This window comes from Acidilobus sp. 7A, assembly GCF_003431325.1.
Taxonomy (GTDB): Archaea; Thermoproteota; Thermoprotei_A; order Sulfolobales; family Acidilobaceae; genus Acidilobus.
This window is the reverse complement of record NZ_CP010515.1, coordinates 1,211,953-1,234,757: the sequence shown is the minus strand read 5'-3', so window position 1 is coordinate 1,234,757 and position 22,805 is coordinate 1,211,953. Positions and strand designations below refer to the sequence as shown.

Annotated in this window: 29 protein-coding genes; 8 read left to right on the top strand and 21 right to left on the bottom strand. The window is 55.9% G+C overall.

From position 1 onward, the window contains the following. Positions 1 to 14: 14 nt before the first annotated feature. A complete protein-coding gene (locus SE86_RS06220) occupies positions 15 to 647 on the bottom strand; it encodes a hypothetical protein (RefSeq protein WP_148666793.1) in 633 nt (210 codons plus the stop codon). After that, positions 626 to 1,054 carry a thioredoxin gene (gene trxA, locus SE86_RS06215; protein ID WP_117355167.1) on the bottom strand — a complete coding sequence of 143 codons (429 nt, stop codon included), beginning with the start codon at positions 1,052 to 1,054 and terminating at the stop codon, positions 626 to 628. Before trxA ends, SE86_RS06220 begins: the two co-directional genes overlap by 22 nt. A gap of 213 nt (positions 1,055 to 1,267) precedes the next feature. Between trxA and speD (SE86_RS06210) the strand changes: the two genes are divergently transcribed. Continuing rightward, positions 1,268 to 1,741: an adenosylmethionine decarboxylase gene (gene speD, locus SE86_RS06210; protein ID WP_117354737.1), complete on the top strand. Its 474-nt coding sequence runs from the start codon at positions 1,268 to 1,270 to the stop codon at positions 1,739 to 1,741. A 449-nt stretch (positions 1,742 to 2,190) separates the two neighbouring features. Here the strand turns inward: speD (SE86_RS06210) and pth2 are convergent, their stop codons facing one another. From pth2 to SE86_RS06195, 3 genes are read right to left on the bottom strand one after another with little or no spacing between them, the layout of a single operon-like run. Then, positions 2,191 to 2,562: a peptidyl-tRNA hydrolase Pth2 gene (pth2, locus tag SE86_RS06205; RefSeq protein ID WP_236747368.1), complete on the bottom strand. Its 372-nt coding sequence runs from the start codon at positions 2,560 to 2,562 to the stop codon at positions 2,191 to 2,193. Then, a complete protein-coding gene (locus SE86_RS06200; RefSeq protein WP_117354735.1) occupies positions 2,562 to 3,413 on the bottom strand; it encodes a hypothetical protein in 852 nt (283 codons plus the stop codon). Before SE86_RS06200 ends, pth2 begins: the two co-directional genes overlap by 1 nt. Next, entirely contained in the window at positions 3,400 to 4,221 is an 822-nt protein-coding gene (locus tag SE86_RS06195; RefSeq protein WP_117355166.1) for an S-methyl-5'-thioadenosine phosphorylase, read from the bottom strand. Before SE86_RS06195 ends, SE86_RS06200 begins: the two co-directional genes overlap by 14 nt. A gap of 77 nt (positions 4,222 to 4,298) precedes the next feature. Between SE86_RS06195 and SE86_RS06190 the strand changes: the two genes are divergently transcribed. From SE86_RS06190 to SE86_RS06180, 3 genes are read left to right on the top strand one after another with little or no spacing between them, the layout of a single operon-like run. Beyond that, a complete protein-coding gene (locus tag SE86_RS06190) occupies positions 4,299 to 4,790 on the top strand; it encodes a molybdenum cofactor biosynthesis protein B (RefSeq protein WP_117354734.1) in 492 nt (163 codons plus the stop codon). Positions 4,791 to 4,832: 42 nt separating this feature from the next. Beyond that, on the top strand, positions 4,833 to 5,552 hold the full coding sequence (locus SE86_RS06185) for an MBL fold metallo-hydrolase (RefSeq protein WP_117354733.1): 720 nt from the start codon (positions 4,833 to 4,835) through the stop codon (positions 5,550 to 5,552). A 14-nt stretch (positions 5,553 to 5,566) separates the two neighbouring features. Then, complete coding sequence (locus SE86_RS06180; RefSeq protein WP_117354732.1) at positions 5,567 to 6,658, top strand: hypothetical protein; 1,092 nt, start codon at positions 5,567 to 5,569, stop codon at positions 6,656 to 6,658. 36 nt (positions 6,659 to 6,694) lie between these two features. Here SE86_RS06180 and SE86_RS06175 read toward each other — a convergent pair whose 3' ends face one another. Beyond that, on the bottom strand, positions 6,695 to 8,677 hold the full coding sequence (locus SE86_RS06175; RefSeq protein ID WP_117354731.1) for an acetate--CoA ligase: 1,983 nt from the start codon (positions 8,675 to 8,677) through the stop codon (positions 6,695 to 6,697). 127 nt (positions 8,678 to 8,804) lie between these two features. Here SE86_RS06175 and SE86_RS06170 point away from each other — a divergent pair, with 127 nt between their 5' ends. The 3 genes from SE86_RS06170 to SE86_RS06155 all read left to right on the top strand — a co-directional run bounded on the left by SE86_RS06170 (position 8,805) and on the right by SE86_RS06155 (position 11,473). Further along, entirely contained in the window at positions 8,805 to 9,935 is a 1,131-nt protein-coding gene (locus SE86_RS06170; protein WP_117354730.1) for a pyridoxal-phosphate dependent enzyme, read from the top strand. A gap of 44 nt (positions 9,936 to 9,979) precedes the next feature. After that, positions 9,980 to 10,480 carry a single- stranded DNA-binding family protein gene (locus SE86_RS06165; protein ID WP_211096532.1) on the top strand — a complete coding sequence of 167 codons (501 nt, stop codon included), beginning with the start codon at positions 9,980 to 9,982 and terminating at the stop codon, positions 10,478 to 10,480. Between the two features lie 618 nt (positions 10,481 to 11,098). Next, positions 11,099 to 11,473, top strand: a complete 375-nt coding sequence (locus SE86_RS06155; RefSeq protein ID WP_117354728.1) for a NifB/NifX family molybdenum-iron cluster-binding protein — start codon at positions 11,099 to 11,101, stop codon at positions 11,471 to 11,473. Positions 11,474 to 11,783: 310 nt separating this feature from the next. Here the strand turns inward: SE86_RS06155 and speD (SE86_RS06150) are convergent, their stop codons facing one another. Continuing rightward, positions 11,784 to 12,170, bottom strand: a complete 387-nt coding sequence (gene speD / locus SE86_RS06150; RefSeq protein ID WP_117355165.1) for an adenosylmethionine decarboxylase — start codon at positions 12,168 to 12,170, stop codon at positions 11,784 to 11,786. A 405-nt stretch (positions 12,171 to 12,575) separates the two neighbouring features. On the opposite strand from speD (SE86_RS06150), the gene SE86_RS06145 reads away from it, so the two are divergent. Then, a complete protein-coding gene (locus SE86_RS06145; protein WP_117354727.1) occupies positions 12,576 to 12,767 on the top strand; it encodes a hypothetical protein in 192 nt (63 codons plus the stop codon). 109 nt (positions 12,768 to 12,876) lie between these two features. On the opposite strand, the gene rpsB is transcribed toward SE86_RS06145, so the two are convergent. The 14 genes from rpsB to glcS form a co-directional block, all read right to left on the bottom strand. Continuing rightward, complete coding sequence (rpsB, locus tag SE86_RS06140; protein WP_117355164.1) at positions 12,877 to 13,503, bottom strand: 30S ribosomal protein S2; 627 nt, start codon at positions 13,501 to 13,503, stop codon at positions 12,877 to 12,879. Positions 13,504 to 13,553: 50 nt separating this feature from the next. Further along, the gene (locus tag SE86_RS06135; protein ID WP_117354726.1) at positions 13,554 to 13,793 is read right to left on the bottom strand and encodes a DNA-directed RNA polymerase subunit N; all 240 of its coding nucleotides are present in this window, start codon (positions 13,791 to 13,793) and stop codon (positions 13,554 to 13,556) included. Positions 13,794 to 13,798: 5 nt separating this feature from the next. Then, positions 13,799 to 14,290, bottom strand: coding sequence for a 30S ribosomal protein S9 (locus tag SE86_RS06130; protein ID WP_117355163.1), 492 nt, complete (start codon positions 14,288 to 14,290; stop codon positions 13,799 to 13,801). Positions 14,291 to 14,295: 5 nt separating this feature from the next. After that, entirely contained in the window at positions 14,296 to 14,751 is a 456-nt protein-coding gene (rplM, locus tag SE86_RS06125) for a 50S ribosomal protein L13 (protein WP_117354725.1), read from the bottom strand. A gap of 12 nt (positions 14,752 to 14,763) precedes the next feature. Further along, complete coding sequence (locus SE86_RS06120) at positions 14,764 to 15,120, bottom strand: 50S ribosomal protein L18e (protein ID WP_117354724.1); 357 nt, start codon at positions 15,118 to 15,120, stop codon at positions 14,764 to 14,766. Then, entirely contained in the window at positions 15,117 to 15,977 is an 861-nt protein-coding gene (locus SE86_RS06115; RefSeq protein WP_117354723.1) for a DNA-directed RNA polymerase subunit D, read from the bottom strand. The genes SE86_RS06120 and SE86_RS06115 overlap by 4 nt, the downstream gene beginning before the upstream one ends. 128 nt (positions 15,978 to 16,105) lie before the next feature. Beyond that, the gene (locus SE86_RS06110; protein WP_174221345.1) at positions 16,106 to 16,501 is read right to left on the bottom strand and encodes a 30S ribosomal protein S11; all 396 of its coding nucleotides are present in this window, start codon (positions 16,499 to 16,501) and stop codon (positions 16,106 to 16,108) included. Continuing rightward, positions 16,482 to 17,015, bottom strand: coding sequence for a 30S ribosomal protein S4 (locus SE86_RS08225; protein WP_117354721.1), 534 nt, complete (start codon positions 17,013 to 17,015; stop codon positions 16,482 to 16,484). Before SE86_RS08225 ends, SE86_RS06110 begins: the two co-directional genes overlap by 20 nt. After that, entirely contained in the window at positions 16,993 to 17,514 is a 522-nt protein-coding gene (locus SE86_RS06100; protein WP_117354720.1) for a 30S ribosomal protein S13, read from the bottom strand. Before SE86_RS06100 ends, SE86_RS08225 begins: the two co-directional genes overlap by 23 nt. Before the next feature lie 12 nt (positions 17,515 to 17,526). Then, positions 17,527 to 17,910, bottom strand: coding sequence for a 50S ribosomal protein L7Ae (rpl7ae, locus tag SE86_RS06095; RefSeq protein ID WP_117354719.1), 384 nt, complete (start codon positions 17,908 to 17,910; stop codon positions 17,527 to 17,529). Positions 17,911 to 18,114: 204 nt separating this feature from the next. After that, positions 18,115 to 19,218, bottom strand: a complete 1,104-nt coding sequence (gene glcV / locus SE86_RS06090) for a glucose ABC transporter ATP-binding protein GlcV (protein WP_117354718.1) — start codon at positions 19,216 to 19,218, stop codon at positions 18,115 to 18,117. 2 nt (positions 19,219 to 19,220) lie between these two features. After that, the gene (glcU, locus tag SE86_RS06085) at positions 19,221 to 20,072 is read right to left on the bottom strand and encodes a glucose ABC transporter permease GlcU (protein ID WP_117354717.1); all 852 of its coding nucleotides are present in this window, start codon (positions 20,070 to 20,072) and stop codon (positions 19,221 to 19,223) included. A 5-nt stretch (positions 20,073 to 20,077) separates the two neighbouring features. After that, positions 20,078 to 20,929: a glucose ABC transporter permease GlcT gene (gene glcT, locus SE86_RS06080; RefSeq protein ID WP_117355162.1), complete on the bottom strand. Its 852-nt coding sequence runs from the start codon at positions 20,927 to 20,929 to the stop codon at positions 20,078 to 20,080. A 189-nt stretch (positions 20,930 to 21,118) separates the two neighbouring features. Further along, entirely contained in the window at positions 21,119 to 22,714 is a 1,596-nt protein-coding gene (gene glcS / locus SE86_RS06075) for a glucose ABC transporter substrate-binding protein GlcS (protein ID WP_148666792.1), read from the bottom strand. Positions 22,715 to 22,805: the final 91 nt, after the last annotated feature.

Sequence of the window (22,805 nt, the reverse complement as noted above, 5' to 3'; positions counted from 1 at the left end):
TTTGTTATTAGCTTTTAGTCCCTGCCAGCCATTATGCTGAATATGCGCCCTATCTCCCAGAGCTTCACAGTCTCATGTTCGTTGGGCCTGGGCTTGCTGGCCAGGTAAACCCCGTAGGGGTCGTAGCCATTAGCGGTCCTAGGGCCGTAGGGGGAGAACACTATGAACTCGTCAGCAGCCAGGACCAGCTTCCTCGCCGCAGAGTCTATCACGCTGTAGATCGGGCACGGGTCCGGTGTAGGCAGCCTCTCAAGGGCAGTTATAGCAGCTATAACTGGCCCTGAGTCCAGGGCTTCGAGGACGGCGCTGACAACGCTATCCACCTCCTCCTTAGCGCTGGTACTAGAGTCCATGGCAAAGCTGGGGCTCCCCAGGGTTGGGTTCGTGAGGGGTACATTAATCAGTGTGGCCCTGGTCTCCGACACGAGTGGGAGCTCGGGGGCCTTCAACAGGAAGCCCTGGGTCTGGGTCTCCTCGCCTGTCAGGACTGTTAGCCACGCTGACGCAGGGCTCTGCAGAGTCCTGTTCTCTGTGACCCCCCTGAACGTGGTGTCCAGCAGCGTGAGCAGGTTCCTGGAGTTGCACTTCATGAAGTACTTGTAGGTTAGGGAGTCAATGCCTAGCATCAAAGCCTTGACTCTAGCCATTGCACCCTCTCCTCCAGCACATCCTCGGGCACAGCGCCTACAACCCTGTCTACCTCCTGGCCGTCAAGGAAGAACATGACAGTTGGCAGACTCATAACGTAGTACTTCGAGGCCGTCTCAGGGCTTTCGTCAGCGTTGACCCTGGCAAAGGCTATCTTGCGATGCTGGGCCGCCAGGTCGTCTATTATTGGGGATATTAGGAAGCACGGCGCGCACCACGGGGCCCAGAAGTCAACGACAACGGCCCTGTGGGAGCTTATGTAGCTGTCAAAGGTGGAGTCGTTAAGCTCGGCCACAAGCTGCTCCCCTGAGCCTTGCAGTCCTGTGCCTGGGAGAGCTTGGGCGACATATTCAGCCTTCTTCCTCTCAAGTATCTTCCTTAGCTCCGCGTCATCCTCCTCCGGCATGTTCAGACCCAAAGCTTTTGCTAGTTTGCTTAGAACTTAAAAAAGGTTACCCAGTACATTACGTATATTATTTTCATTTTTAGAAAGATTTTGAATTGCAATGAATAAAATGGTATTTTTATTAGTCTAAATCTATGTTTGATTACCTCAGGCAGGGCCAGAATAGTTTATTAAGCCTCCACGCTAAGCGAGGTAACAGGCCCTAAGGAGGGCATGATCTGGAAAGTGTCAAGTAGCCCTGAAGGAGAGGCTGTGAGGGACTATATAATAGGTAAGCATGTTTTTGGAAGCCTGTACGGGATACCCAGGGAGGTAGCAGAGGACGAGAACCTAGTGCGTCAGGCAGTGCTTGATGCCGTCAAGGCCGCCAATGCCACGCTGATAGAGATAATGAGCTGGAAGATAGGAGGCCAGAAGGGAGGAGTCTCAGTTATAGCGTTGGTCAATGAGAGCCACATAGTTGTCCACACTTGGACTGAGTACCGCTACGCCACAGTTGACGCGTACACCTGCGGCGAGCACACGAGGCCTGAGAAGGCCTTTGAGGTGATACTGGAGAGGCTCAGGCCTGAGTACTACACGTACAACTATGCTGACAGAACTCAGTTCCCGGCCTCAAGTCCTGTCATCGTTGTGAAGAGGAGGGAGGCCAAGGCAGAGGCTGCCAAGGCAGCGCCTGTAGGCTGAATTCCTTTTTCACGGCAGTAGAAATCACTATATAGTATTACGTCCGCAACAGGCTGAGTGGATGACCCCTCGCCTGATGGGGGCGCTGCCCCAAGGGCGAGGGGGATGAGGGCCTTAGATGCCCCGCCGCTGGGCCTGACAGCCGCCATGAGCCCACGCTGATTGCCTATGAGGCGCGGGCGAGGTGGGGGTCCCCGCGCTCGATAGTGAATAAGCAGATGATTGAGGTGAGGGCGAGGGACAAACGGGTGCTGCGCCCTCCGGACGAAGCCCGGTCATATTTAATTAAAATTTATATTATTAAATATATTAAAGCCTTTCGCGGTCTTTATCTTGGTAAGAGCATGAAGCGCCTTCTGCAAAATGTATAGCCCTGCGTTTAGTAAGAGCTTCAGATGCCTTCTGATGTGGTCCTTCACGCTTTTGAGTTAAGCGTTTACTATATCTTATCAATAAAGCTTCAGCTTTCCAGTGACCTTGTCCACGAGCTCTGAGGGGGCAGGCCCCACCGCTACAGCTGTCTTAGTGCCTGGCGGCAGCTGGGTGAGTCCAGCGTCCTCTATTATTGAAGTTGGGAGGCCCAGTGACACGGCCTCAGAGTAAACCTTGTTCAACTCATCCTCACTCTCCACCCTAAGCACGACCTTCTTCTGGCCCTGTGAGAGCCACTCGCGAAGCCACTCTGACCACTGCCTGTTGTCGCCGTTCACTATTTGCACGACGGCGTCGCAGGCCGCGTGGGCCGCCTGGGCGGCCGCCTTCCCCCTGCCCATCTGTAAGTCCCTCCTGAGCACTATGGCCTGCTTCATCTGATGGCGCATCAAGCGGTCCTACCCCCTATGAGTGAGGCGGCTATCGCGGCGTAAAGGTTGGCTGTGATAGGGTCAACGTTGAACTCGAGCTTCACGCGACTGAGCCTTCTGAGCCTAATTTCAAGCTCTACGTCCATGTAGTCGTGCTCCTCGACGGTGCTTATCATCTGCACCAGTGCGTCACCTACCTTGGACAGCCTGTCTGGCTCATCCATTGATATGGTGTCCCTGCACCTATCCGCGCAGACCCTGCAGAGGTAGAGGGAGCCGGGCGCGAGGGAGGGCCCATAAAGGGCAGTGAAGTTGCTGAGCCTGGAGGCCTCCCCTATCTCCTTACCATACCTTGACAGCACCCATGTAATAGAGTTGTTGATGTCCGCCACCTCAGCCCTTAGCCTGGTTCCCCTGGGCCCCTTCAAGTCGCTCGACCAGAGGGTTGCGGCAGCCATCATAGTCAAGAGCGGCGCCCGCGGGCTTACGACGAGCCTCTCAAGGTTATCGTGCCTGGAGAGCCTGGCCTCCAGGGTCTCGTCCATGGGTGGCGCAACGAAGTACGTCAGGGTCCCCATCATAGCCGCCTCCTCAGCGACCCTGATCGCCCTGCTGTCCTTGGAGCTAACAGACATCACTACGACCTCGCCAACGTCGCGGTAGGGAATTATGAGCGTCGAGGCCTCTGTGTGCGAGGCTAGCGCCACCCTGACGCCGGACGATACGAGTGATATATAGAGGGCCCTGGCCGCTGGGAGCGAGTCATAGGAGTAGGTTATGAGCATGTCGTCAAGTAGCTTTGGCTTCTGCACGCTGCCGGCGGCTTCTATAGCCTCCTTCACCTGATTTTCAACGTCACTGGATAGCATTCTGGAGCGCCCTACAGCAGCTGCAGCGGGACACCTCTGGCTCAGTCGCCAAGCGAGGTATTACGTCGTAAAGTATTTTCCTGGCCTTCTCAGTGTTCTCCTCCATGACCTTAGCGACCTCGGCGGCCGTCACTGGGTGCTCAGCCCAGACGTCATAGTCAGTGACCGTGGCCAGGGTAGCGTAGCACAGCTCGGCCTCGCACGCCAGGTTAACCTCAGGGACCAGAGTCATCCCTATTATGTCGGCCTTGAAGATGTCCCTCCAGACCCTGCTCTCAGCCCTGGTTGAGAACCTGGGGCCCTCTATGCAGACGTATGTGGCCCCCCTGTGGGCCCTGTAGCCAAGCCTGGCGGCGCTGCTATAGAGCTCGTCAACAAGGTGCTTGCAGAACGGGTCCGCCATGCTCACGTGGACCGTTACGGGGCCGTCGAAGAACGTGTACCTCCTCCCCTTAGTCATGTCTATGAACTGCTCAGGCAGAACTATGTCACCAGGTCTCATCTCTTCCCTCAGGCTGCCCACTGCTGAGACGCTTATGACCCACCTCACACCAAGGGCCTTGAGAGCCCAAATGTTTGCCCTGTAGTTAACCATGTGGGGCGGGTACCTGTGCCCCCTCCCGTGCCTGGGCAGGAAGGCCACCTTGACGCCCTCTACCTCCCCTACTGTTATGTAGTCGCTGGGTTCGCCGTAGGGGGTGTTCACCTTTACTTCAACAGGGTTCTTCAGGATGCCGGCCTCGTAGAGCCCAGAGCCGCCTATAACGCCTACATGCGCCTTCACTCCTGGGGGAGACACCAGCTCCATCAAGGCGTTGTCCCACGTAGAATGCGTTGGTTAAATTATTATAAGCTTACCTAGGCGAGGGGCGTAGGGGGATCCGAATGGTCAGCTTCGGCCTCGTTGTGACTAGCGATCACGTCTACAGGGGGGAGAAGAGGGACGAGGTGACGCCGTTAGTAAAGGAGAGGCTGGCGAAGGAGGGCCGCCAGCTCGTGTTCGCTACCGTAGTTCCGAACGATGCCAGCACTATAAGGTCCTCTGTACTTGACGCTGTGTCACGCGCCGACGTCGTCTTAGTTAGCGGAGGCACTGGACCCTCGCCCAAGGACCTGTCATACGATGTAGTGAAGCAGCTCGCTTCAAAGGAATTGCCTGGCTTCGGCGAGATATTCAGGCTCAAGAGCCTTGACGAGGTGGGGTACGAGGCTATATTGAGCAGGGTCTCGGCCTTTGTCGTTGGACAGTCCCTAGTTGTTGTAGTTCCAGGCAGCCCATCAGCCATGAGGCTAGCCCTTGATATACTGACGCCTGTGGTGAAGCACGCTGTGGAGCAGATACATGGAGAACCTCACCATTGTGATAAGCAGATATAGATATATGTTGCCAGCACCAATTAGATAAAAGCGGGACACGTTATGGACTCCATAAATAAGCTAAGGGTCGGAGTTCTGGTTGACGAGAAACCTAGGGCAGGCTTAAGGGGCGAGTACGGCCTTTCACTTTATATTGAAAGCGAGAGGTGGCGCCTGCTCTTTGACGCTGGCTCCTCTGACACCACGTTAGGGTCTAACGCATCAGCCATGGGAGTTGACCTCTCAACGGTTGACCTCGCAATAATATCTCATGAGCACTTTGACCATACAGGGGGCCTTGCAGCTCTGGCCAGGTCTGGGACCAGGGCCCCTGTGCTTATACCAGCCGGGGCCTCATGGCGTCTCGAGAGGGCCATAGAGGACCTGGGGCTTAGCGCCAAGAGGGTCGTAACTGGGAGCGAGGTGCTCCCAGGGGCGTTCCTCCTCTCGCAGCAGTACGGTCCTCCATATGAGCAGGCGCTTGCCATCAACTTGAAAGGGAGGGGGCTAGTGACTGTTCACGGCTGCTCCCACCCAGGGCCCTCGAAGATTGTTGCAAAGGCGCTTAACGACACTGGCGTGAGACCCTTTGCAGTCATAGGTGGCCTTCACCTCGCGTGGAGCCCGCCCGAGGGGGTTAGATCAGAGCTTGAGGCCCTCGCGTCGCTAGGAGTTAAGGTGCTGGTGCCGCTACACTGCAGCGGCAGCCTTGTGATGAGGGAGTCTAGCTCCTTTGGCATCGAGTCAAGGGAGGTCCTGGCAGGCGACTGGGTGGAGTTTTAATAGGGCGATGCGCTATGCCGTCGAGGTTCACGAGGCTGACCGCCAGGACCCTGACCTACCTCTCAATAGCGGAGCTCATAGCGGCCCTCTATGTGGTTACGGCCGGGTTGGCTCTTTACCACGCGAAGCTAATGTTCGAGGCCGTCCTGCCGACCTTCATAGCCGGCGTGGCCGTGGCTTACGCTACCTCGTCGTTAAAGGGGGGCTCTAGGACTGCCAGGGCTCTGGAGTACCTGACCTCAGCCCTGGCCTTCGCTGTCGCGGCGGCTGGCCTCGCGGCGTCGCTAGGGGGTCCTACAGCCCCTCTGGGGGCCTCCTTGATAATATTTGGCGCCTCCCTGGCCTCACTCTCTGTCTACGCCCTGAGGAGGTGGGACGTCAGGCTATCTGTGGCCATGCTTGGCTACACGCAGGCGCTGGCCGGGCTGGTAATTATAGGGGCGTCAGTGCGTGACCTGTTTCAGATGGCGCTTATCTTCATAGTTATAGAGGCTGTTGGCGCAATCTTTGCGGTGACCCTCCACACGTTCCCCTCAACTTTTGGCGATACATCATCAAAGGCCTTGACAGGACTTACCTTTGTTTTCCTAAGCGCTGCAGCAGCGCTGGCCCTACTTGGTGAGCCTAAGCTCGTGGAGGCCCTCCTAGGGGCCTCGATGATAGTCTCCGTGCCCGCCTTCAGGGGCGGAAGCTTAAGGAGGTACTATGCTAAGGCCAAGGCCTCGCCCTCGCCCGCAGCTCGCGGCGGCACGCTTTACTTCCTTTACGGTCACGTCTTTGCATTCGCGGCGCTGCTAGCCGTTGGGATCACATTACTGGTGTCCGTAGCCATTAAGTTGGGCCTTCTCGTCATAATCCACGCCGTGACGCTGGGCATTATAACTATGTTTGTCTTAATACATGTACCCATGATGCTGCCGGTCATCATGGGCTGGTCCTCGGCTAGAAGATACAACCTTACCCCCTACGTGTCTCAGGCCATTGCGGCGCTGCTATGGCCGTTTAACGCGCATGTCTCGTTCTTCTTCGTAGGCCTTGCGTTCGTGTTTGACGCGCTGATAGTTAAGCCCTCAAAAAAGCCGCTGCCGCTAAGCCTTGCAAAGTGAGGGGCTTTAAGCCGACCCTAGTGAACTAAAAAGGCGTCAAGCGCTGCCGCTCTCCTTCATGGCGTTCTTGAACTGCTCTATGGCTCTCTTGATCTCCTCCACCTCGCTCTCATCCTCAAGTGTTGACACGTCTCCGAGCGGCTCATTAAGGTAGACCGCCCTGATGACCCTTCTCATTATCTTCCCGCTCCTAGTCTTGGGCAGGGCCTTAACGATCTCTATTGTCTTGAAGACCGCTATGGGGCCGAAGGTCTTCTTCACGTGCTCTATGAGTTCCCTCTTCAGCTCCTCGCTGGGCCTGTAGCCCTCCTTGAGCACCACAAAGCCAACGGCCACCTGCCCCCTCTCTGGGTCTGGCACGCCTATCACTGCGGCCTCTGCGACTGCCGGGTGTGAGACCAGGGCGCTCTCAAGCTCAAACGTGCCTATCCTGTGAGCTGATATCTTTATAACGTCGTCAGCCCTCCCGAGGAACCATATGTAGCCGTCCTCGTCGACCATGGCTGCGTCGCCGGAGTATATTATGCCCTTGAGCTGCGGCCTTGCCTCCCAGTAGGACCTGAGGTACCACTGGTAGTCCTGCCAGAGCTCAGAGGTGTACCCTGGGAATGGGTTCCTTACCACGAAGACCCCCTTCTCTCCCGGCTTCGCCGGCTGTCCCGTCTCCTCGTTAACTACCATGCCTAGGATGCCAGGCAAAGGTATGCCGGCGCTGCCTGGCTTTATTGGGATCATCTGTATGCCGTAGGGGTTTCCAACGACTGGCCCTCCGGTCTCGGTCTGCCAGTAGTGGTCTATCACCGGCACCCTCCCGTCAAGGACGTCGTTCATGAGCCACCTCAGGGGCTCAGGGTTCAGGGGCTCCCCTGCGCTGAAGACCACCTTCAGGCTCGAGAGATCGTGCTTCCTTGCGTACTCCGTGCCGTACTTGCTCAGCAGCCTTATGCCTGTGGGCGATATCCATAGCTTCGTGACCCTGTTGCGCTCTATGACATCCCACCACATGTCAGGCCTTGGGTAGTCAGGGGTGCCGTCGTAAACAATGCTTGTAGCCCCAAATACTGGAACGCCCCAGACCATGTAGCTGACGCCCGCCTGCCAGCCCACGTCGCTAGTTATGAACCACGTGTCCTCAGGGCCGAGGTCATAGACCCACCTGCCCATTGTGACCACGTGGACCTGGAAGGGGCCGTGCTTGTGAACAACAGGCTTAGGCTTTGCGGTAGTGCCGGAGGTGGGAGTTATGAGCAGGGGCTCGTTGGACTCGACCCACTCAACGTCAGGCGATCCCTCCTTGCTCATTGCAAGGAACTCCTCAAAGAGCATGTCGCGGTTGCCCTGCATCTGGGGCTCCTTCTCGGTGTACTCAGACTTAAGCACCACCACCTTCTCAACCGTGGTCCTTTCCATTGACCTGAGGGCCTCATCAACCACCCCCTTGAGGTCTATCAGCTTACCTCTTCTTGCGTTGAAGTCCTGCGTGAAGATGACCTTGGCCCCGGTGAGCTCTATGCGATCCCTGAGGCTCATTGCTGAGAAGCCAGCGTAAACGGATGTAGCGATAGCCCCTATCCTGGCGGCGGCGTGAAGCACCGCTATGGCCTCAACTCTGGTGGGCATGTAGAGGAGCACCCTGTCGCCCTTCCTCACGCCGAGGGCCCTCATGGCAGCTGCGTAGCGGCGGACCATGTCGTCGAACTGCAGGAAGGTATACGTCCTGGTTACGCCGAGCTCCGCGTTCTCGTAGATGTAAATGGCCTTGTTGCCAAATCCCTTCTCGATGGGGTAATCTACGTGGCTGTAGTGGGCGTTCGTTATGCCGCCTACGAACCACCTGTAGGGCTTCCCTGGCTCCCACTCAAACGCCTTGTCCCACGTTCTCTTCCAGTAGATTAGGTTTGTCTCCTCCTTTGCAACAGACTCCCAGAAGGCTGTGGGGTCCTTCTCGGCCTGGGCGATTAGGTAGGAGACCTGCGGGGGGATCAGTATTGCCTTACCCCCTATTCCGTCAGTTGACATAATCTCACACATTAAACTTATGGTGGGCCAGAATTTCTACACTATATTCATGAATGTATATATTAATGTCTACAGCATGTACAAGCATTAAGGGCTAGCCGACGTCGCAGCAGGAGGTAGCGCCCTGATGAGGTGCGAGCTCCGCTGTCCCAGGTGCGGATTTGTTTCAGATGATCATAACATGATGCGCTGCCCTCGGTGCGGGTCGCCGCTCATGTTCAAGTGTCATGAAGTTAGGCTCGACGTCAATAGCGGCTACGCCAGCATGTGGCGCTACGTCAATATGATGGCAGTAAAGCCAGCGAGAGTTGTAAGCTACGGCGAAGGCCTGACCCCACTTGTGAAGATAGGCGAGGTCATGAGCAAGCTGGAGACCAGGAACCCAACTGGGAGCTACGCTGACAGGGCCTCCTCGGCTGTCGTGAGCAACATAGTCAGGGATATCTACAGGGTCAGGTACGAGAGCGACTTCGCCTACTCTATGGCCTTTTACGCCAGACTGGCGGGCTCTGCCATCTCGGTTGTGGCAGACCCCCAGAGCCTCGACCCATATGATGTGGTGGAAATAGCGTCCTTAGGAGGCTCCATAGAGTTTGACGCCGCCCCAGACCTCTACTACGAGAACCCCCTTAGCGTCGAGGGCCTTAAGACTATAGCCTTTGAGCTCGCTGAGGCGCAGCCGAGGGCGGAGGCCGTTTACGTGCCCTCCTCATCAGGGCTTTTAGCAATCTCAGTCGCAGAAGGCCTAGACGAGCTTGTTGGCTCGCCCCCTCTTGAGGTAGTCGCTGTAATAGTGAAGGGGAGCCCCACGCCATCAATGCTCGGCCTGTCAAAGTCTATCAGGTTAGCTGAGATAGAGCCGGAGGAGGTCGTGAAGTCGCAGGTAAGGCTGGCCAAAAGGGGCATTTACATGAAGTTCCTGGCGGCCTCGGCGTACTCATATGCCGCCGTCGAAGGTAACGGCATCGCACTAATCACTGGGAGCCTCAGGAGGTCGCTACAGAGGAAGACAAAGGTAGGGGGCACAACGATGCTCAGAAGCATGATAATAAGCCTGCTGTCGAGGAGGGGAGGTCTCACAGCCTATAGCATATGGAAGGAGATGTCGCAATACACCCTAAGGGGGGTCTACTCGGCCCTGAGGTCCCTTGAGCTAAGTGGCACGGTCTGCGCGCGTTATACAATGGAGGGCAGCAGAAAGGTTAAGGTATATGAGCTCTGTGACGGTCAGGCTGGCGAGCAAAACTTCAACACATAAAAGCTTAAGAGCCTTTAACTTTATTTTAAAAAGTGGTGGGTCATGTGAGCGCCGAAGGGCCCTCTCACGACGAGAGCGTGTCCAGGGACCTCGAGAGGGCCGAGGAGTACGAGGTGACAGTAGCCGGGGGCTCCGTGCTAGGCGCTAACAAGTACCAGATATCGACGGGTGTCATAATAGCCGCGAGGTACGCCGACAAGCTTAGGAGGGTGGCCCTCGTAGCACTGGGCAAGTACATTCCGAAGGACGTCATTATAAGGGACATAGCCCAGCTCAACAAGGAGCTCTACCATGAGATAGTTGAGAAGAGGAAGCTCAGCAAGCTTGACCTTGTTAGGATAACTGTTACCCTTCACTTCGACGAGGCTGAGAAGAAGCTAGTGTTTGACAGTGTGAATATAGCTCCATATATAAATGAGGAGAGGTGCAAGGAAATGTATGAGGGGCAAATAAACGACCTAAAGAGGCAGGTGGAGCAGCTAACGGCCGAGAACGGCAAGCTGAAGGAGAGCCTTGATAAGATAAAGCAGATACTACAAGGCTAAGCAGAGCACGGCTATGTAGTGTGCGCTTCTAAGGCCAGGGCTTAGCACAACTTAGGCAGCGTCCCGTTGAGCTTACACAGCCTTTATACCGCAGGGTGCCCGCTTAGTCCCCTGTCGCGTTGTGATCAAAATAGTGCTCAGCATCAAACCCGTGTGAGACCGCACTAAAAAGCCCCCTTCTGCTATGGGGGCCTGCAAGGCCTTTAGCGTTGACAAAAGTGGGAGGCAAGCCTCGCCCCTTCCAGGGGCGGGGTAAAACATAGAACATCTGAGCACTTAAAGTTGCATGAAGCAAATAGTGTCCCCGCAAGGGGATGCCCCAACAGGGGCCCCACATATCCCCGAGCCCCTGGGAGCTGGGGGAGGGGAGGAGGGCAACCCTGGCGAGGGGTAGGGGTAAAGGGCTGAAGGCCCAGCCCATGGCCTGCCGCTGGACGAGCGGGGCGGGCGCATATGCGCCCGCCAGCCTTGAGGTGATGAAGGTGAAGGCGGTAAACCGCGAACCTATGAGCCGCCCTAAGGGAGCCCTCGCTCTTCAGGGCGGGGAGGAGGTCAGACGCCCTTCAGTATAAGCTAAGGTTTTTAAATTTAATTCGCTTATTCGATACACGTGAGAATATGAAGGTGGCTTTACCCACTGATGACTGCATAGGCATGTCACCTCATGGGCCTAGGTCAGGGCTCTTCCTGGTGCTAGAAGTGGACGATAGCAGCGGCAACATAATCAACAGGGAGTGCCGCACTGTTAACGTTGAGCACCCTCGTCATGAGCACAAAAGGCACGGCGCACATGAGGAGCATGAGACTGACCCTGAGCATGCGCGGTGGCACCTAGCCGTGTTGCAGGCGCTAAAAGACGTTGATGTCGTTATAGCGTTCCGCATGGGGCCCATCATGGTTGAAGGCTTACAGTCATTAGGAAAGAGGGTGCTCGTTGGAGTCTTCGTTGATAAGATCTCAGAGATCCCAGCCCTTCTAAAGGAGGCGGGCTGAACCCTTTTTCACATCAATAGGAAATCACTATATAATATTACGTCCGCAACAGGCTGAGTGGATGACCTCTCGCCTGATGGGGGCGCTGCCCCAAGGGCGAGGGGGATGAGGGCCGTAGATGCCCCCGCCGCTGGCCTGACGGTTGCCCATGATACCCACACTGATTGCCTATGAGGCGCGGGCGAGGTGGGGGTCCCGCGCTCGATAGTGAATAAGCAGATGATTGAGGTGAGGGCGAGGGGCAAACGGCTTGTCGGGCGATCTTAGTTCAAAAACCTCTTCAGGGAAGGGAAACGGGCCGCAGAAGGACCTATTCCAGGCTCCTGTCGGCGGAGCCCATTACGACGTCCTCAGGCTCCAGCACCTTAGCTATGTAGTTGAAGGCCTTAAGAGGGTTGCTCTGCGACCCGCAGGCGTAAACGTCTACGGTAGCAAACCTGTACTCCGGCCACGTGTGTATTGTTATGTGACTCTCAAGGACTATCGCAACGGCGCTTACGCCTTCACCTATCTTCCAGCTCTTGACGTCAAGTATTGTCATCCTGCCGACCCTGCCGGCCTCGCGGAGCACCCTCTCAATTACGGCAGGGTTTGTCAGGGCATCGTAGTTGCGGCATCCCTTGAGGTTTCCATACACGTGGCGCCCAATGACCCTTGGTGTGTCCTCTGGTAGCCTCTCCTGCGTCAAGCTCTCCATAGCCCCCACCCCCTATTTAAAGGCCCTGCAAAGTGTTAAACCCCCTATCCTTTTAAGCTTTGCCGTCCGCCCCTAGGCGCTTACCCTCATTAGTTGGTGTTCACTGGTCACGCCTAGGGACCTCCACCTCACACACAGCGCCTCTGTTTAAGGCTTCAATAAGCGCATCGCTAAATTGGTGATTAATAAGTTAGTAAGTTAAATAAAATTGATAAAAACAACGTCGTCCTCACAACATTATTTAAAATATCTAAATAGCTTTTGTTTGTCTCGTGTATTGCAAGCTCCTAAGCTTTGTAGTAGTGCATATCATTGAGCACGAAATTAATTAGTGACACGAGGAATGCTCAACAATTGCAGCGTTTTATGTTAGCCTTACCTAACAGTCTTAAGGGGGTGCCCACTTTGGAGGACCTGCACTCAAGGACCCCGCGCGAGCTGATAGACCTAGTAATGATAAGACTTGACCTGGTCGAGCGCACGGCCAGCGAGATGGCCAAGGAGGAGCGCAGCGCAGGGAAGCTGCTAGCTATAGTTCAGGAGACAGAGAGCATAAGGGATATACTGGCGGTGCTCAGGAGCAAGTGCGAGCTGTAAAGGCGAGCAGGAGCCCCAAGCTCCTATGCTAAAGCTAGACCTTAAGGTATACAACAATGACATGGACAGTTTAACTATAAAATAGAACAGAGGACGAGCGACGCTTTTATCACTGTCCCTCGATTACCTTGCCGGCCATGAAGTCCTCATACGTGAACGGGGGCTCCTGACCAGGCTGTAGCAGCCCCCTGCTTCTCATGATCTCCCTTGTCAGAAGGTAATATACAAGTGCTAGGCTTCTCCTTCCCTTGTTGTTAGCAGGTATTATTAGGTCAACGTCCTCAATCCTGCTGTCCGTGTCCGCGAGGGCCACTACGGGGACCCCTATCTTCGAGGCCTCAACGACTGCCTGCCTGTCGGTCCTAGTGTCTGTGACAACCACGACCTCTGGCTCTACGTATATGTCAAGCTTTGGGTTCGTGAAGATCCCTGGCACTATCCTCCCAACGACGGCCTTGCAGCCGAGCTTCTCGCACATGGTGGTTACAGGCTTCTGACCGTAGATCCTGGTGACAACTACAGCTATCTTAGCGGGGTCAAAGGAGGCCAGGAAGCGCGCTGCTATCCTTATCCTCTCGTCTATCTTCTTAACGTCAAGTAGGTAGAAGCCGTCTGGGAGAACCTTGTAGACGAACTGTCTCATGTACTTGGTGCATATCTGCGTGCCGTATACTACGCCGGCCTTCTTGTAGAGCTCCGAGGGGACCAGCAGGCCCTGCTCCTCAGCCTCGCTTATCTGCTGGCCCTCGACAACCCTCTCCTCAGATGGCTCCTCCCTGTCCTCACTCACTCCTCGCTCACCCTACCCTCAGCCCTGAGCCTGTTCAGCCTTACTGTGCTGTAGCTTGCGACCTGCTCTATATAAACGATGCTGGTGTAGAGGGTCCTCCTGCAGCAGTACCTATAAACTCCTAGGCTGTCAAGGACCTTCTCAGGGTCCTCCCCAGCCTCTACCCTCCTGCGGAACTCCTCCCAGAGGTGCCCAAGGGGGGCGCCACAGGTCATGCACCTTACAGGTGGAAGCAAAACTATCACCTGTAGGAGGTCTGCCACTTCCTCCTAGCGCTGTACCTCATGTACTTCTCGGGCTCCGTGCGCCTCTGGTCGCCAGCAAGCATAGTTCTGTCGTACTCCATGTAGAGGTTGCGCAACTTCTGCGCAATCGCCTTGCTCTGGTCGCAGCTGTCCCTGCTTGCGACGCACTTCTCAAAGAAGTCAACAAGACCCCTAGCAACTGCCATCCTGACGGCCTCGGCCTGACCCATGAAGCCTCCTCCCTTCACACTGACGTCTATGTCGACAAGACCTCTTACCGCATCGCCGGCTATTATGAGAGGCTCGCTCATCTTGAGCCTGGCCACTTCAACAGGCCATATCTCTATGGGGATACCGTTAACCCTCACGCGCCCCTTCCCAGGTCTTATATATGCCCTTGCTGTGGCTGTCTTCCTCTTGCCAATAGATATCAGCACCTGTTGTCCTACCTGCTCCGTCTTGCTCCCCTGGCCAGCCTGCTCAGCCATGAATATCACCCTGACCAGCCTAGCTGCCTGGCTATCTCTGCGAGTGTGGCGTACTTAGACTTTGTTAGTTTCTCCACGGTCATGATATCGGGCAGCTTCTGGGGAGCCTTATTTGAGAGCCACTTTGGCACGCCCACGAAGACCTTCAGCCTTGAGAGCGCCTCCCTCCCCTTGTCGTTCTTGGGCAGCATGCCCTTCACGGCCTTCCTGACCAGCAGCTGCGGGTTCCTGGCCCTCTTGGGCCTCCACTTCTCGGACAGGTGTGACTTGACGCTGAGCACCGTGCTTCTGTAGAACTGCACGAGCCTAGTGGGGTTACCGCTTACAGCGACCTTGTCAGCGTTGACAATTATAACGCTCTTGCCGCTGAGTAGCTGCTTAGCTACGTAGGAGGCCAGCCTGCCCAATATGGCGCCGCTGCCATCGATCACCAGCTCCTCAACGTTAGCCTGAGTCTGCAAGCCGCTCGCACCTCACACTATTATCTTAACTTTGCTGTAGTCCTGCACCTCGCTGACCGCGTCTCTAAGGGTTAAAATTCTTCCGCCGGCCGAAGCTATCTTCTCGGCTGCCCCGGCCGAGAAAGTGAAAGCTGCAACGGTCACCTTCTTGTTCAGCCTCCCGGACCCCAGCACCTTGCCTGGCACCAGCACTATGTCGCCGTCAGAGGCGTACCTGTTTATCTTGCTCAGGTTGACCTCGGGGCGCCTCCTAGCAGGCCTTGAGAGCAGCTCAGCGACCCTGTCCAACACCGGCCTCTCCCTGGCCTTCGACCTGAGCGCCTTGAGAGTCTCGTGCAGCGCCTCGTTTGTTGTTACGACCCTCCTCACTTCTGCTCAGCCTCCGCAACCTGCACCTCATCGAGCTCCTTTAACAGCTTATCTGTCTTTCTGGTTATGCAGCTGGTGGCCTCCCATATAATTCTTGCTGGCTCCAGCGCGCCTGTAGACTCAACGGTCAGGTAGAGCTTTGAGGGATCGTAGGTGACGCTCAGCGCCCCCCTACAGGCCTCGGACTCGCAGTACCTCAGCGCGCTGGTGTTCTCCTTGTAGCTGAGCTCAAGCCTTCCCGGCTTACCCTCCTCAGCGGCCCTGAGGAGGTCGGGGTAGGCTGAGATGCAGTCCAGGCACTCCTTCGTCATCTTTGACGGGTTGAAGTCAACGAAGACTGAGTACCTGAGGACCGACACTGCGGCTGGGCTCCACTTGCCGTGCTCGTAGCCCCTCCCGAGCCTGGCGTAGGCCGCTAAGTGTATCCTCTGGCCCGGGGCCAGGTAAACTATAGGGGTGTCTGGGTAGACTGGCTTCACGTCGGGGTCTGAGATCTTAAGGTCTGAGGCCTTAACGTAAACGCCGCTGGAGGAGCTTGGAGGTACCTCGTACTCAAGGTAGACCTGGGCGTAGCAGTGGGAGTCACTCTCGCTGGCGCCAGCGCACTCCTCGGGCTGGCCGTACTTCCTCAGGGCCTCATCAGACTTGAGGACCACTAGGCCCAGCCTGTGCGCTATGATTTCATCATAGACGCTGCTCTCATTGTCGTAGAAGTACGCGAAGTCGACAGCCATTGTGGGGACATCCGACAGCGCGAGGCGCCTTAGAGCGTTGCCGTAGGCCACTGGGAAGCCCTCCATGGTAACAGTAATTCTGCTGCCGCTGAGCTCCACTATGTCGACCTTCTGTTCAGCCATTGCATTCTCCCTGCAGTTAGAAAGGTCGCTCAGTTATTAAGGGTGTCGAAAGGGCTTCAGCGCGAGAGGAAAAGCTTAAAGTATTTTAAATAATGCAGAAAATAAAATAGCAAAGGTGGTAGGCCCCCTCAGACCCTCCTTCCTCTCCTGCCGCCTGGCCTTCTTGTGGTGTCGTGGGGTACTGGGGTCACGTCCTCTATTCTGCCTACTACGAAGCCGGCCCTGGCCAGGGCCCTTATTGCAGCCTGGGCGCCGGGCCCAGGCGTCTTAGGTCCATGGCCTCCAGGGGCCCTCACCTTTATGTGGATGGCAGATATTCCCCTGTCCATCGCTGTCTGGGCGGCCCTGGCAGCACCTATCATAGCTGCGTAGGGCGAGGGCTTTTCTCTGTCAGCCTTAACCACCATGCCCCCTGATACCCTTGCCGCCGTCTCGGCGCCACTCATATCTGTTATGTGTATTATGGTGTTGTTGAAGCTGCTGTAGATGTGGGCCACGCCCCACTTAAGCTCCCTGAGCGACACTCTGACCACCCACCTGCTGCTCCTGGGCCGCCCTCAGCGGGCTCCCTGGGGCTATTTCTATCTTGTCCTCCTCGTCGCGAGGCACCAGGTAGCCTGGACTGGTGACGCGCCTTCCATTAATGGCTATGTGGCCGTGCACTACCATCTGCCTTGCCTGGTGCAGGGTCTTCGCCAGACCCTTCCTATAGACCAGCGTCTGGAGCCTCCTCTCGAGGACGTTCTCGGCCGTGAGGCCCAGGACGTCGTCTAGCACGGCGTCCTTGCCGACGAGCCCAAGCCTGTAGAGGGCGTCGAGCAGGCTCTTAGCAGCTGTGGACCTCTCCTGCTCTGGCAAGGCCAGCAGCGATCTCGCCCTGAGCCTGAAGTTCCTGACTACTGACTCAGCTATCCAGACCTCCTTCTTGTTCCTCAGCCCGTACTTTCCTATCAGCTCCAGCTCATGCTGGAGCCTGTCCTTAATCCATGGATGTCCTGGGCTTATCCACCTACGCCTACTTTTCCTGGGATCCCCCACTGCCACTCACCTTGCCGCCCTCTCCTCCAGCGCCTGGGAGAGCAGCTGCTCTCTTGACACCTACTGTCATACCAGTCCTGCCGGTTGTGCGGGTCTTCTGACCCCTCACCTTATAGCCCAGCTTGTGCCTAACGCCTTTCCACGAGCTCATCCTTATCTCCCTGTCTATGTCGTGTCTCGCTGCAAACATCAGCTCTGCGCCAACTAGATGCTTGTCCTGGCCCGTCTCATAGTCCTTTCTCCTGTTATAAAGCCACGGGGGCAGGCTAAGGCGCGTCAGGTCGTTAATGGCATCCTCGAGCTTCTTCAGGAGGTCGGGGGGCAGGTACCCTATGTGCGTGGTAGGATCTACGCCAAGCTTTCTTGCTATGGCAAGCGCCGTGGTGTAGCCTATACCCTTAATCCTTGAAAGGCCGTAGATTAGCGTGTCCTCACCGGGCACGTCGGTGTTGGCTATCCTTACGACCTGAGTAAAGGTTGCAGGCTCACCCTTTGGCATGCCTTACTTACCTCACTTGCCGGACTTAGCCCTAAGGTCCTTGACCCTGTCGACTATCTTCTTGAGGTCCTCCGCCCCCTCGCCTGGGTCAACAATTGCTATGCTGGCCGCCGCCACGTCTATCTTGGCGGCCTCCCCAAGCCTCTTCTTGCTTGGGACGTAGACGAACGGTATCTTCTTGCTGTCGCAGAGCAACGGCAGGTGCTCAACTATCTCAGGCGGGTCGACGTCAGTGGCTATTACAACTAGCTTTGCAACGCCGCGCTCCACAGCCTTCGTAGTCTCATTTGTGCCCTTCTTTAACTTGCCAGATTCCCTGGCCTTCGTAACCAGCTTATACACGTCCTCAGCTAGGTCGTCTGGGACCTCAAACAGCACGTAATCGGGCTTCGACACCCTTCATCCTCCTCCTGGGTTCAGGGGACCTGCGGGGACTTGGGATTAAAAAGATAACGAGGGAAACCGATGACATAAAAGAAGGCTCACAATAGTGCAAAGCTTCAGTAAGGGTGAACGCTCTTCATCGCCTGTCGCTCAGCTTACCGTCGTTACATCACTACAAAAGCTTCTGGCATTTGAGGCTTAAAGCTTACATTGAGGTCAGGATCTGGCCAACGTCAGGCTCTCGCCCTTCTCACTGAAGACCTTAACCTTAGGGAGCCTCACGAGCAGGTTCTTCTCAGACCCTGGCTCTACGTAACCATTGGTGTTAACAAGTATCTCTATGGAGTCATCGTCGGTTGGCGAGACTAGGGTCCTAAATATGCCAGCGACGTAGCTTGAAACCTTCACCTTAAACCTGCCCACTAGGGTCATCCCAGGCGCGTCTGTCGAGTCGCTCAACATGAGGTCCTCGGGCCTAATTCCGAGCCTGAACTTACCCTCCAGCTTGGGGATCGGCGACGGCAGCTTGACCGAGTTTGAGATGTAAATAATCCCATCAGAGACCTTGACATCTATAACGTTTATATCGCCTCCCAGCTTTGCCACCGTCTCATTGGCTGGCTTGTCATATATCTCAGTTGGCGGGGCCACCTGCACTAGCTTGCCGTTAATTATGACCCCTGCCACCTCTGCTATTGAGAATATGTCCGCCGGGTCGTGGGACACTATTATCGTGGTCAGCTTCCTCTCCCTCTGGATCCTCCTCACCAGGGCCCTGGCCCCGTCCCTCATGGCAGCGTCCAGGTTACTGAAGGGCTCGTCGAGCAGGAGCACCCTTGGGTTCTTTACCAGGGCCCTCGCTATTGCTGTCCTCTGCATCTGGCCCCCGCTTATCTCCCTAGGGTAGTGGTCAAGCACCCTGGTGAGGCCGAGCTCCTCAGCTATCTCCCTGACCCTCTTGTCTACCTCGCTCTTGGGCACGCCGGCGTTGCGGAGCGGGAAGGCTATGTTGTCGTAAACTGTCATGTTAGGGTAGAGGGCCCAGAGCTGGAACACCATGGCTATGCCTCTGTGCTCTGGCTCGACTACAATTCTCCCGGGGGCTGACACAAGGTCATCGTCAAAGTAGATGTTGCCGTCAGTTGGGACCTCAAGGCCTGCCACCAGCCTCAGGAATGTTGTCTTGCCGTGGCCGCTGGGGCCGAGGACCCCGAAGGCCTGTCCGTCCGGTATTGTGAGGGTTATGCCGTCAACTGCGTGGACCTCTGACTTGCTCTTTTTGAATATCTTCTTGAGGTTCTCTGTTCTCACCGACGCCATGGTTACACCCCCTTAGCTCCGCCTCCCAGGGCGGCGAGCCCGCGTATAAAGTACCTTCCGAGGACTATGAAGACTGCCAGGGGCACTATTGAGGCTAGAACGGCGGCGGCGTAGGTCTCGTTGTAAAGGGTTCCATAGCCGCCAGTGAAGTACCTCTCCTCCACGGGCACCATTCTCATAGATGGCGTCGTGGTCAGGGTGAGCGGCAGGAAGAAGTTGTTCCACGACATAACGAAGACGAAGATCAGCGTTGAAAGGAAGCCAGGCACTATAAGGGGGAACACGACCTTCCAGAAAATGGTCCAGTGGTCGGCCTCGTCTATCCTTGCCGCCTCTATCAGGTACCTGGGCACCACTGGCATGAATATTGACATGAGGAGCGCCGCGGTGGGGATGTAGAAGAGCAGGTAAGCAAACATCAGCCCCCAGTAGGTGTTCACCATGTGCGAGGCGTATTCGAACCGGTAGAGCGGCAGGAACACTGACTCCACGGGGAGGAACGTGGCCAGGGATATCACTGAGAAGCCGGTGTTGCCTACTATTGGGTGCTTCTCCCCGAGCACGTAGAAGAAGTAGGCCCCCATAGTTCCAAGTACCCCCGAGAGCAGCGTGACCGGGACCGTTACTATCAGGCTGTTAATCAGAGGCAACTTCATGCTGTTCCAGACAGCTATGTACGCAGATAGCGTAGGCCTTACAGGCGGCTGGAACACTGACGTTACAGTAGCCTCAAAGTTTGTCTTGAAGCCGTCAATTAACATGGCGTAAAGGGGTGTGAGCCAGAATATTATCGCAATCGCGCCAACCAGCTGGAGGATCACATACTTAGCGAGCCTAGTCCTGTATGAGGCCATTTACATCACCCCCTCATTACCCACTTCCTGATGCCATAAACAGCATATGGTATAATGACGGCCGCCGCTATTGCAGTGATAATTGTCGAGGCGGCCGCTGACTCGCTGAAGAACTCCGTGTAGAACTGGTAATAGACGTACTCAACCAGCGTCATGAGGTCCAGGTTCGTAGGTCCTCCACCTATTACAAATGGCAGGCTGAACATCCTGAAGGAGAAGAGGAAGAGTAGCGCGGTCGCAACGATGAAGCCGTTCATGGAGTTTGGCACAAGTATCCTGAAGAGTATCTTAGAGCCACCAGCGCCGTCTATCCTTGCCGCCTCAACTATGGACTTGTCAACGCTCATGAAGGAGGCGAGGTAGAACAGCACGGCGAGGCCTGTGTAGGCCCAAAACTCCACAAGGAACATAGAAAGCGTCGTGGAGGTGGCCGTTGCCAGCGGGTTCAGGCGGGGTAGGCCTATGTGCGACGTGAGCCAGCCGAAGCCGAGCTCTGGGTTAAAGAGCCAGTCCCATATGAGGCCGTTGGTCGCCATAGAAATGGCAATCGGGTAGAGGAAGATTGAGAGGTAGACGGCGCGCTGGGTGTTAGGAAGGTAGTACAGAAGGCCAGCCAGCAGGAGGCCGACGGCGTCGCCTATGGCCACCAGGCCAATGGAGAATATCATTGAATGGTAAATGGAGACCTTAAAGAAGAGGCCCTTAAAGACGGCTGCGTACGTTCCAAAACCAACGAAGGAGGGCTTGCTGTGAAGCAGCGACCAGTTAAGCGTTGAGAGCCACAGGTTCCAAGCAACTATGTAGATAAGGAACGCGCTGAAGAAGAGGGTAGGCAACACCATAAGGCCCAGCTGAATGTAACTCTTGCCGATACCCTTCCCCTCCTTAGTTTTGGCTTTAGCTTCCTCGCCATGGCCCTTCTTCATAGAAGCCCTCTCGCCTCTACTTAAGCGAGATGAGCTATAGGGGGTTATAAACACACCTTTGGCTAGCTGAAAGGTTTAAAAAACAAGAAAAAGATTAGAAAAGTCACTTATTTATTTAAATCATGGGAGAGTGTAGGTCGGGCAGACGTAGCTTGAGTTGAAGTAGTACCCTGGCACTATGACCCACGGCGGCACGTAGCCGGCGAACGGCTGCCCTGCTATGCCCAGGTAGCCGAGGCCTATCTTGCCGGCGGCAACCCAGTCATTGCACTCGCTGTGAACTAGTGAGGCGAGCTGTGCGTTGTATGCAGGTATGTAGGCGGAGCCCGTCTCCTGCAGTGCCAGCAGCTGCGCTATCCAGGAGCCGAAGACGTCATCGAAGAGGCCTCCGTCGGAGAGCTGGTACACGAACTGGTCGGCAGGCGTGCTCACCAGCTGCTCGTGACTCCACCACTGCTCTGGGGTGTTGAAGTAGTCCGTGGCGTTCTTCCAGTAGGTTGTGGCCTTCCACTTAGTCCAGGTCTCCTGCCCAAGGTAGGAGGCCCAGAACTCAGCCAGCTTTATGCCTGCCTCGGTGGTCGGGTAGGGCTGCGGTACGCCAACGGAGTCTATCACTAGGGCATAGGTGCCGTTGGTCCCTGGGAACGGCTCAACGACGACGGTCACGTTGGGCCAGCTTATGTAGGGCTCAACTGCTGGGTACGTTGTTACGTTGTAGAAGTCGTAGGCGTAGTTAGTGAGCCAGTCCCCGTTCGCCTGGAAGGCCACATTGCCCTCTATCAGGTCGCTCAGCCCCTGGGTCCAGGTCAGGCTCTGCCAGCCTGGGTAATCATATGAGGTGAAGTTGACGAAGAGTTCGTCAGTCTCGTTGATGAGCTGCTGTATTGAGGTGTTAGCAAGGTCTATAGTGCCATAGGCGAACTCATTGTAGAGCCTAGCGCCGCCGGCTAGGCCATACTTCTGAACTGCGAGGGACAGGAATATGTCCTCCCACAGGTTGAGCTGGTCCCAGCCGCCATCAGCCCCTGGAACCATCCAGGGCGTCACTCCGTGCTGCGCCAGCTGCACGGTGTCGTATATCAGGGTGCTGAGGTTTGTGGGCAGGGGCAGGTTATACTCCCTGAGCAGCTTTATGTTGATGTATAGCAGGTCCCCTCTGTGCACGTTCACTGGCATTGAGAGCATGCTGCCATTGAATGTGCCGCTGAGGAGGGCCTCGGTGACGGCCCCGGTCCACAGGCCCATCTTAACTGCTATTGGGGTGAAGTTGACGAAGTCCTTAGGTGAGGTTATCAGCGCGTAGGACGCCATCTCAGGGCCGAAGTGCACCTGGAAGGCGGCCGGAGGCTTTCCAGCCTCCATCATGCCAACTATTGTGAACTTCGCGTTGGTGCCGCCGGCACCGGGTATTATTTCAAGGGAGACCGTGTACGGCGGGTTGTACTGCTCGAACACAGGTATGAAGTGGTTCAGCGCTATCTTGCCCTCAGTTGACCACCAGGTGTAGAACGTAACTGACGTTACCGGCGTGGTAGTTGTCGTAGTTACGGGAGTCGTTACAGTAGTCGTCGTCGTAGTTGTAGTCGTCGTAGTTGTCACAGGGTGATGCCTGGTGGCCAGGTAGGCGGCGTAGCCTCCTACCGCAGCCACTACAACTACTACAATCACGATTATAGCTATTACTGTACCACTTACAGAACGCCTAGAGGTGTGCACCGCTCCACACCGCAGGCTTCTCTATAGAAGCTAGGCTTTTTACGGTTATAATTAAAGGCATAGCGCCGCTAACGCTTTTAAATAACTCGTT

Excerpts from the sequence above, each read along its gene's own strand:
- SE86_RS06220 (WP_148666793.1), bottom strand. The coding sequence starts at position 647 with ATGGCTAGAGTCAAGGCTTTGATGCTAGGCATTGACTCCCTAACCTAC.
- trxA (WP_117355167.1), bottom strand. The coding sequence starts at position 1,054 with ATGCCGGAGGAGGATGACGCGGAGCTAAGGAAGATACTTGAGAGGAAG.
- speD (WP_117354737.1), top strand. The coding sequence starts at position 1,268 with ATGATCTGGAAAGTGTCAAGTAGCCCTGAAGGAGAGGCTGTGAGGGAC.
- pth2 (WP_236747368.1), bottom strand. The coding sequence starts at position 2,562 with ATGCGCCATCAGATGAAGCAGGCCATAGTGCTCAGGAGGGACTTACAG.
- SE86_RS06200 (WP_117354735.1), bottom strand. The coding sequence starts at position 3,413 with ATGCTATCCAGTGACGTTGAAAATCAGGTGAAGGAGGCTATAGAAGCC.
- SE86_RS06195 (WP_117355166.1), bottom strand. The coding sequence starts at position 4,221 with ATGGAGCTGGTGTCTCCCCCAGGAGTGAAGGCGCATGTAGGCGTTATA.
- SE86_RS06190 (WP_117354734.1), top strand. The coding sequence starts at position 4,299 with ATGGTCAGCTTCGGCCTCGTTGTGACTAGCGATCACGTCTACAGGGGG.
- SE86_RS06185 (WP_117354733.1), top strand. The coding sequence starts at position 4,833 with ATGGACTCCATAAATAAGCTAAGGGTCGGAGTTCTGGTTGACGAGAAA.
- SE86_RS06180 (WP_117354732.1), top strand. The coding sequence starts at position 5,567 with ATGCCGTCGAGGTTCACGAGGCTGACCGCCAGGACCCTGACCTACCTC.
- SE86_RS06175 (WP_117354731.1), bottom strand. The coding sequence starts at position 8,677 with ATGTCAACTGACGGAATAGGGGGTAAGGCAATACTGATCCCCCCGCAG.
- SE86_RS06170 (WP_117354730.1), top strand. The coding sequence starts at position 8,805 with ATGAGGTGCGAGCTCCGCTGTCCCAGGTGCGGATTTGTTTCAGATGAT.
- SE86_RS06155 (WP_117354728.1), top strand. The coding sequence starts at position 11,099 with ATGAAGGTGGCTTTACCCACTGATGACTGCATAGGCATGTCACCTCAT.
- speD (WP_117355165.1), bottom strand. The coding sequence starts at position 12,170 with ATGGAGAGCTTGACGCAGGAGAGGCTACCAGAGGACACACCAAGGGTC.
- SE86_RS06130 (WP_117355163.1), bottom strand. The coding sequence starts at position 14,290 with ATGGCTGAGCAGGCTGGCCAGGGGAGCAAGACGGAGCAGGTAGGACAA.
- SE86_RS06115 (WP_117354723.1), bottom strand. The coding sequence starts at position 15,977 with ATGGCTGAACAGAAGGTCGACATAGTGGAGCTCAGCGGCAGCAGAATT.
- SE86_RS06100 (WP_117354720.1), bottom strand. The coding sequence starts at position 17,514 with ATGCCAAAGGGTGAGCCTGCAACCTTTACTCAGGTCGTAAGGATAGCC.
- glcV (WP_117354718.1), bottom strand. The coding sequence starts at position 19,218 with ATGGCGTCGGTGAGAACAGAGAACCTCAAGAAGATATTCAAAAAGAGC.
- glcU (WP_117354717.1), bottom strand. The coding sequence starts at position 20,072 with ATGGCCTCATACAGGACTAGGCTCGCTAAGTATGTGATCCTCCAGCTG.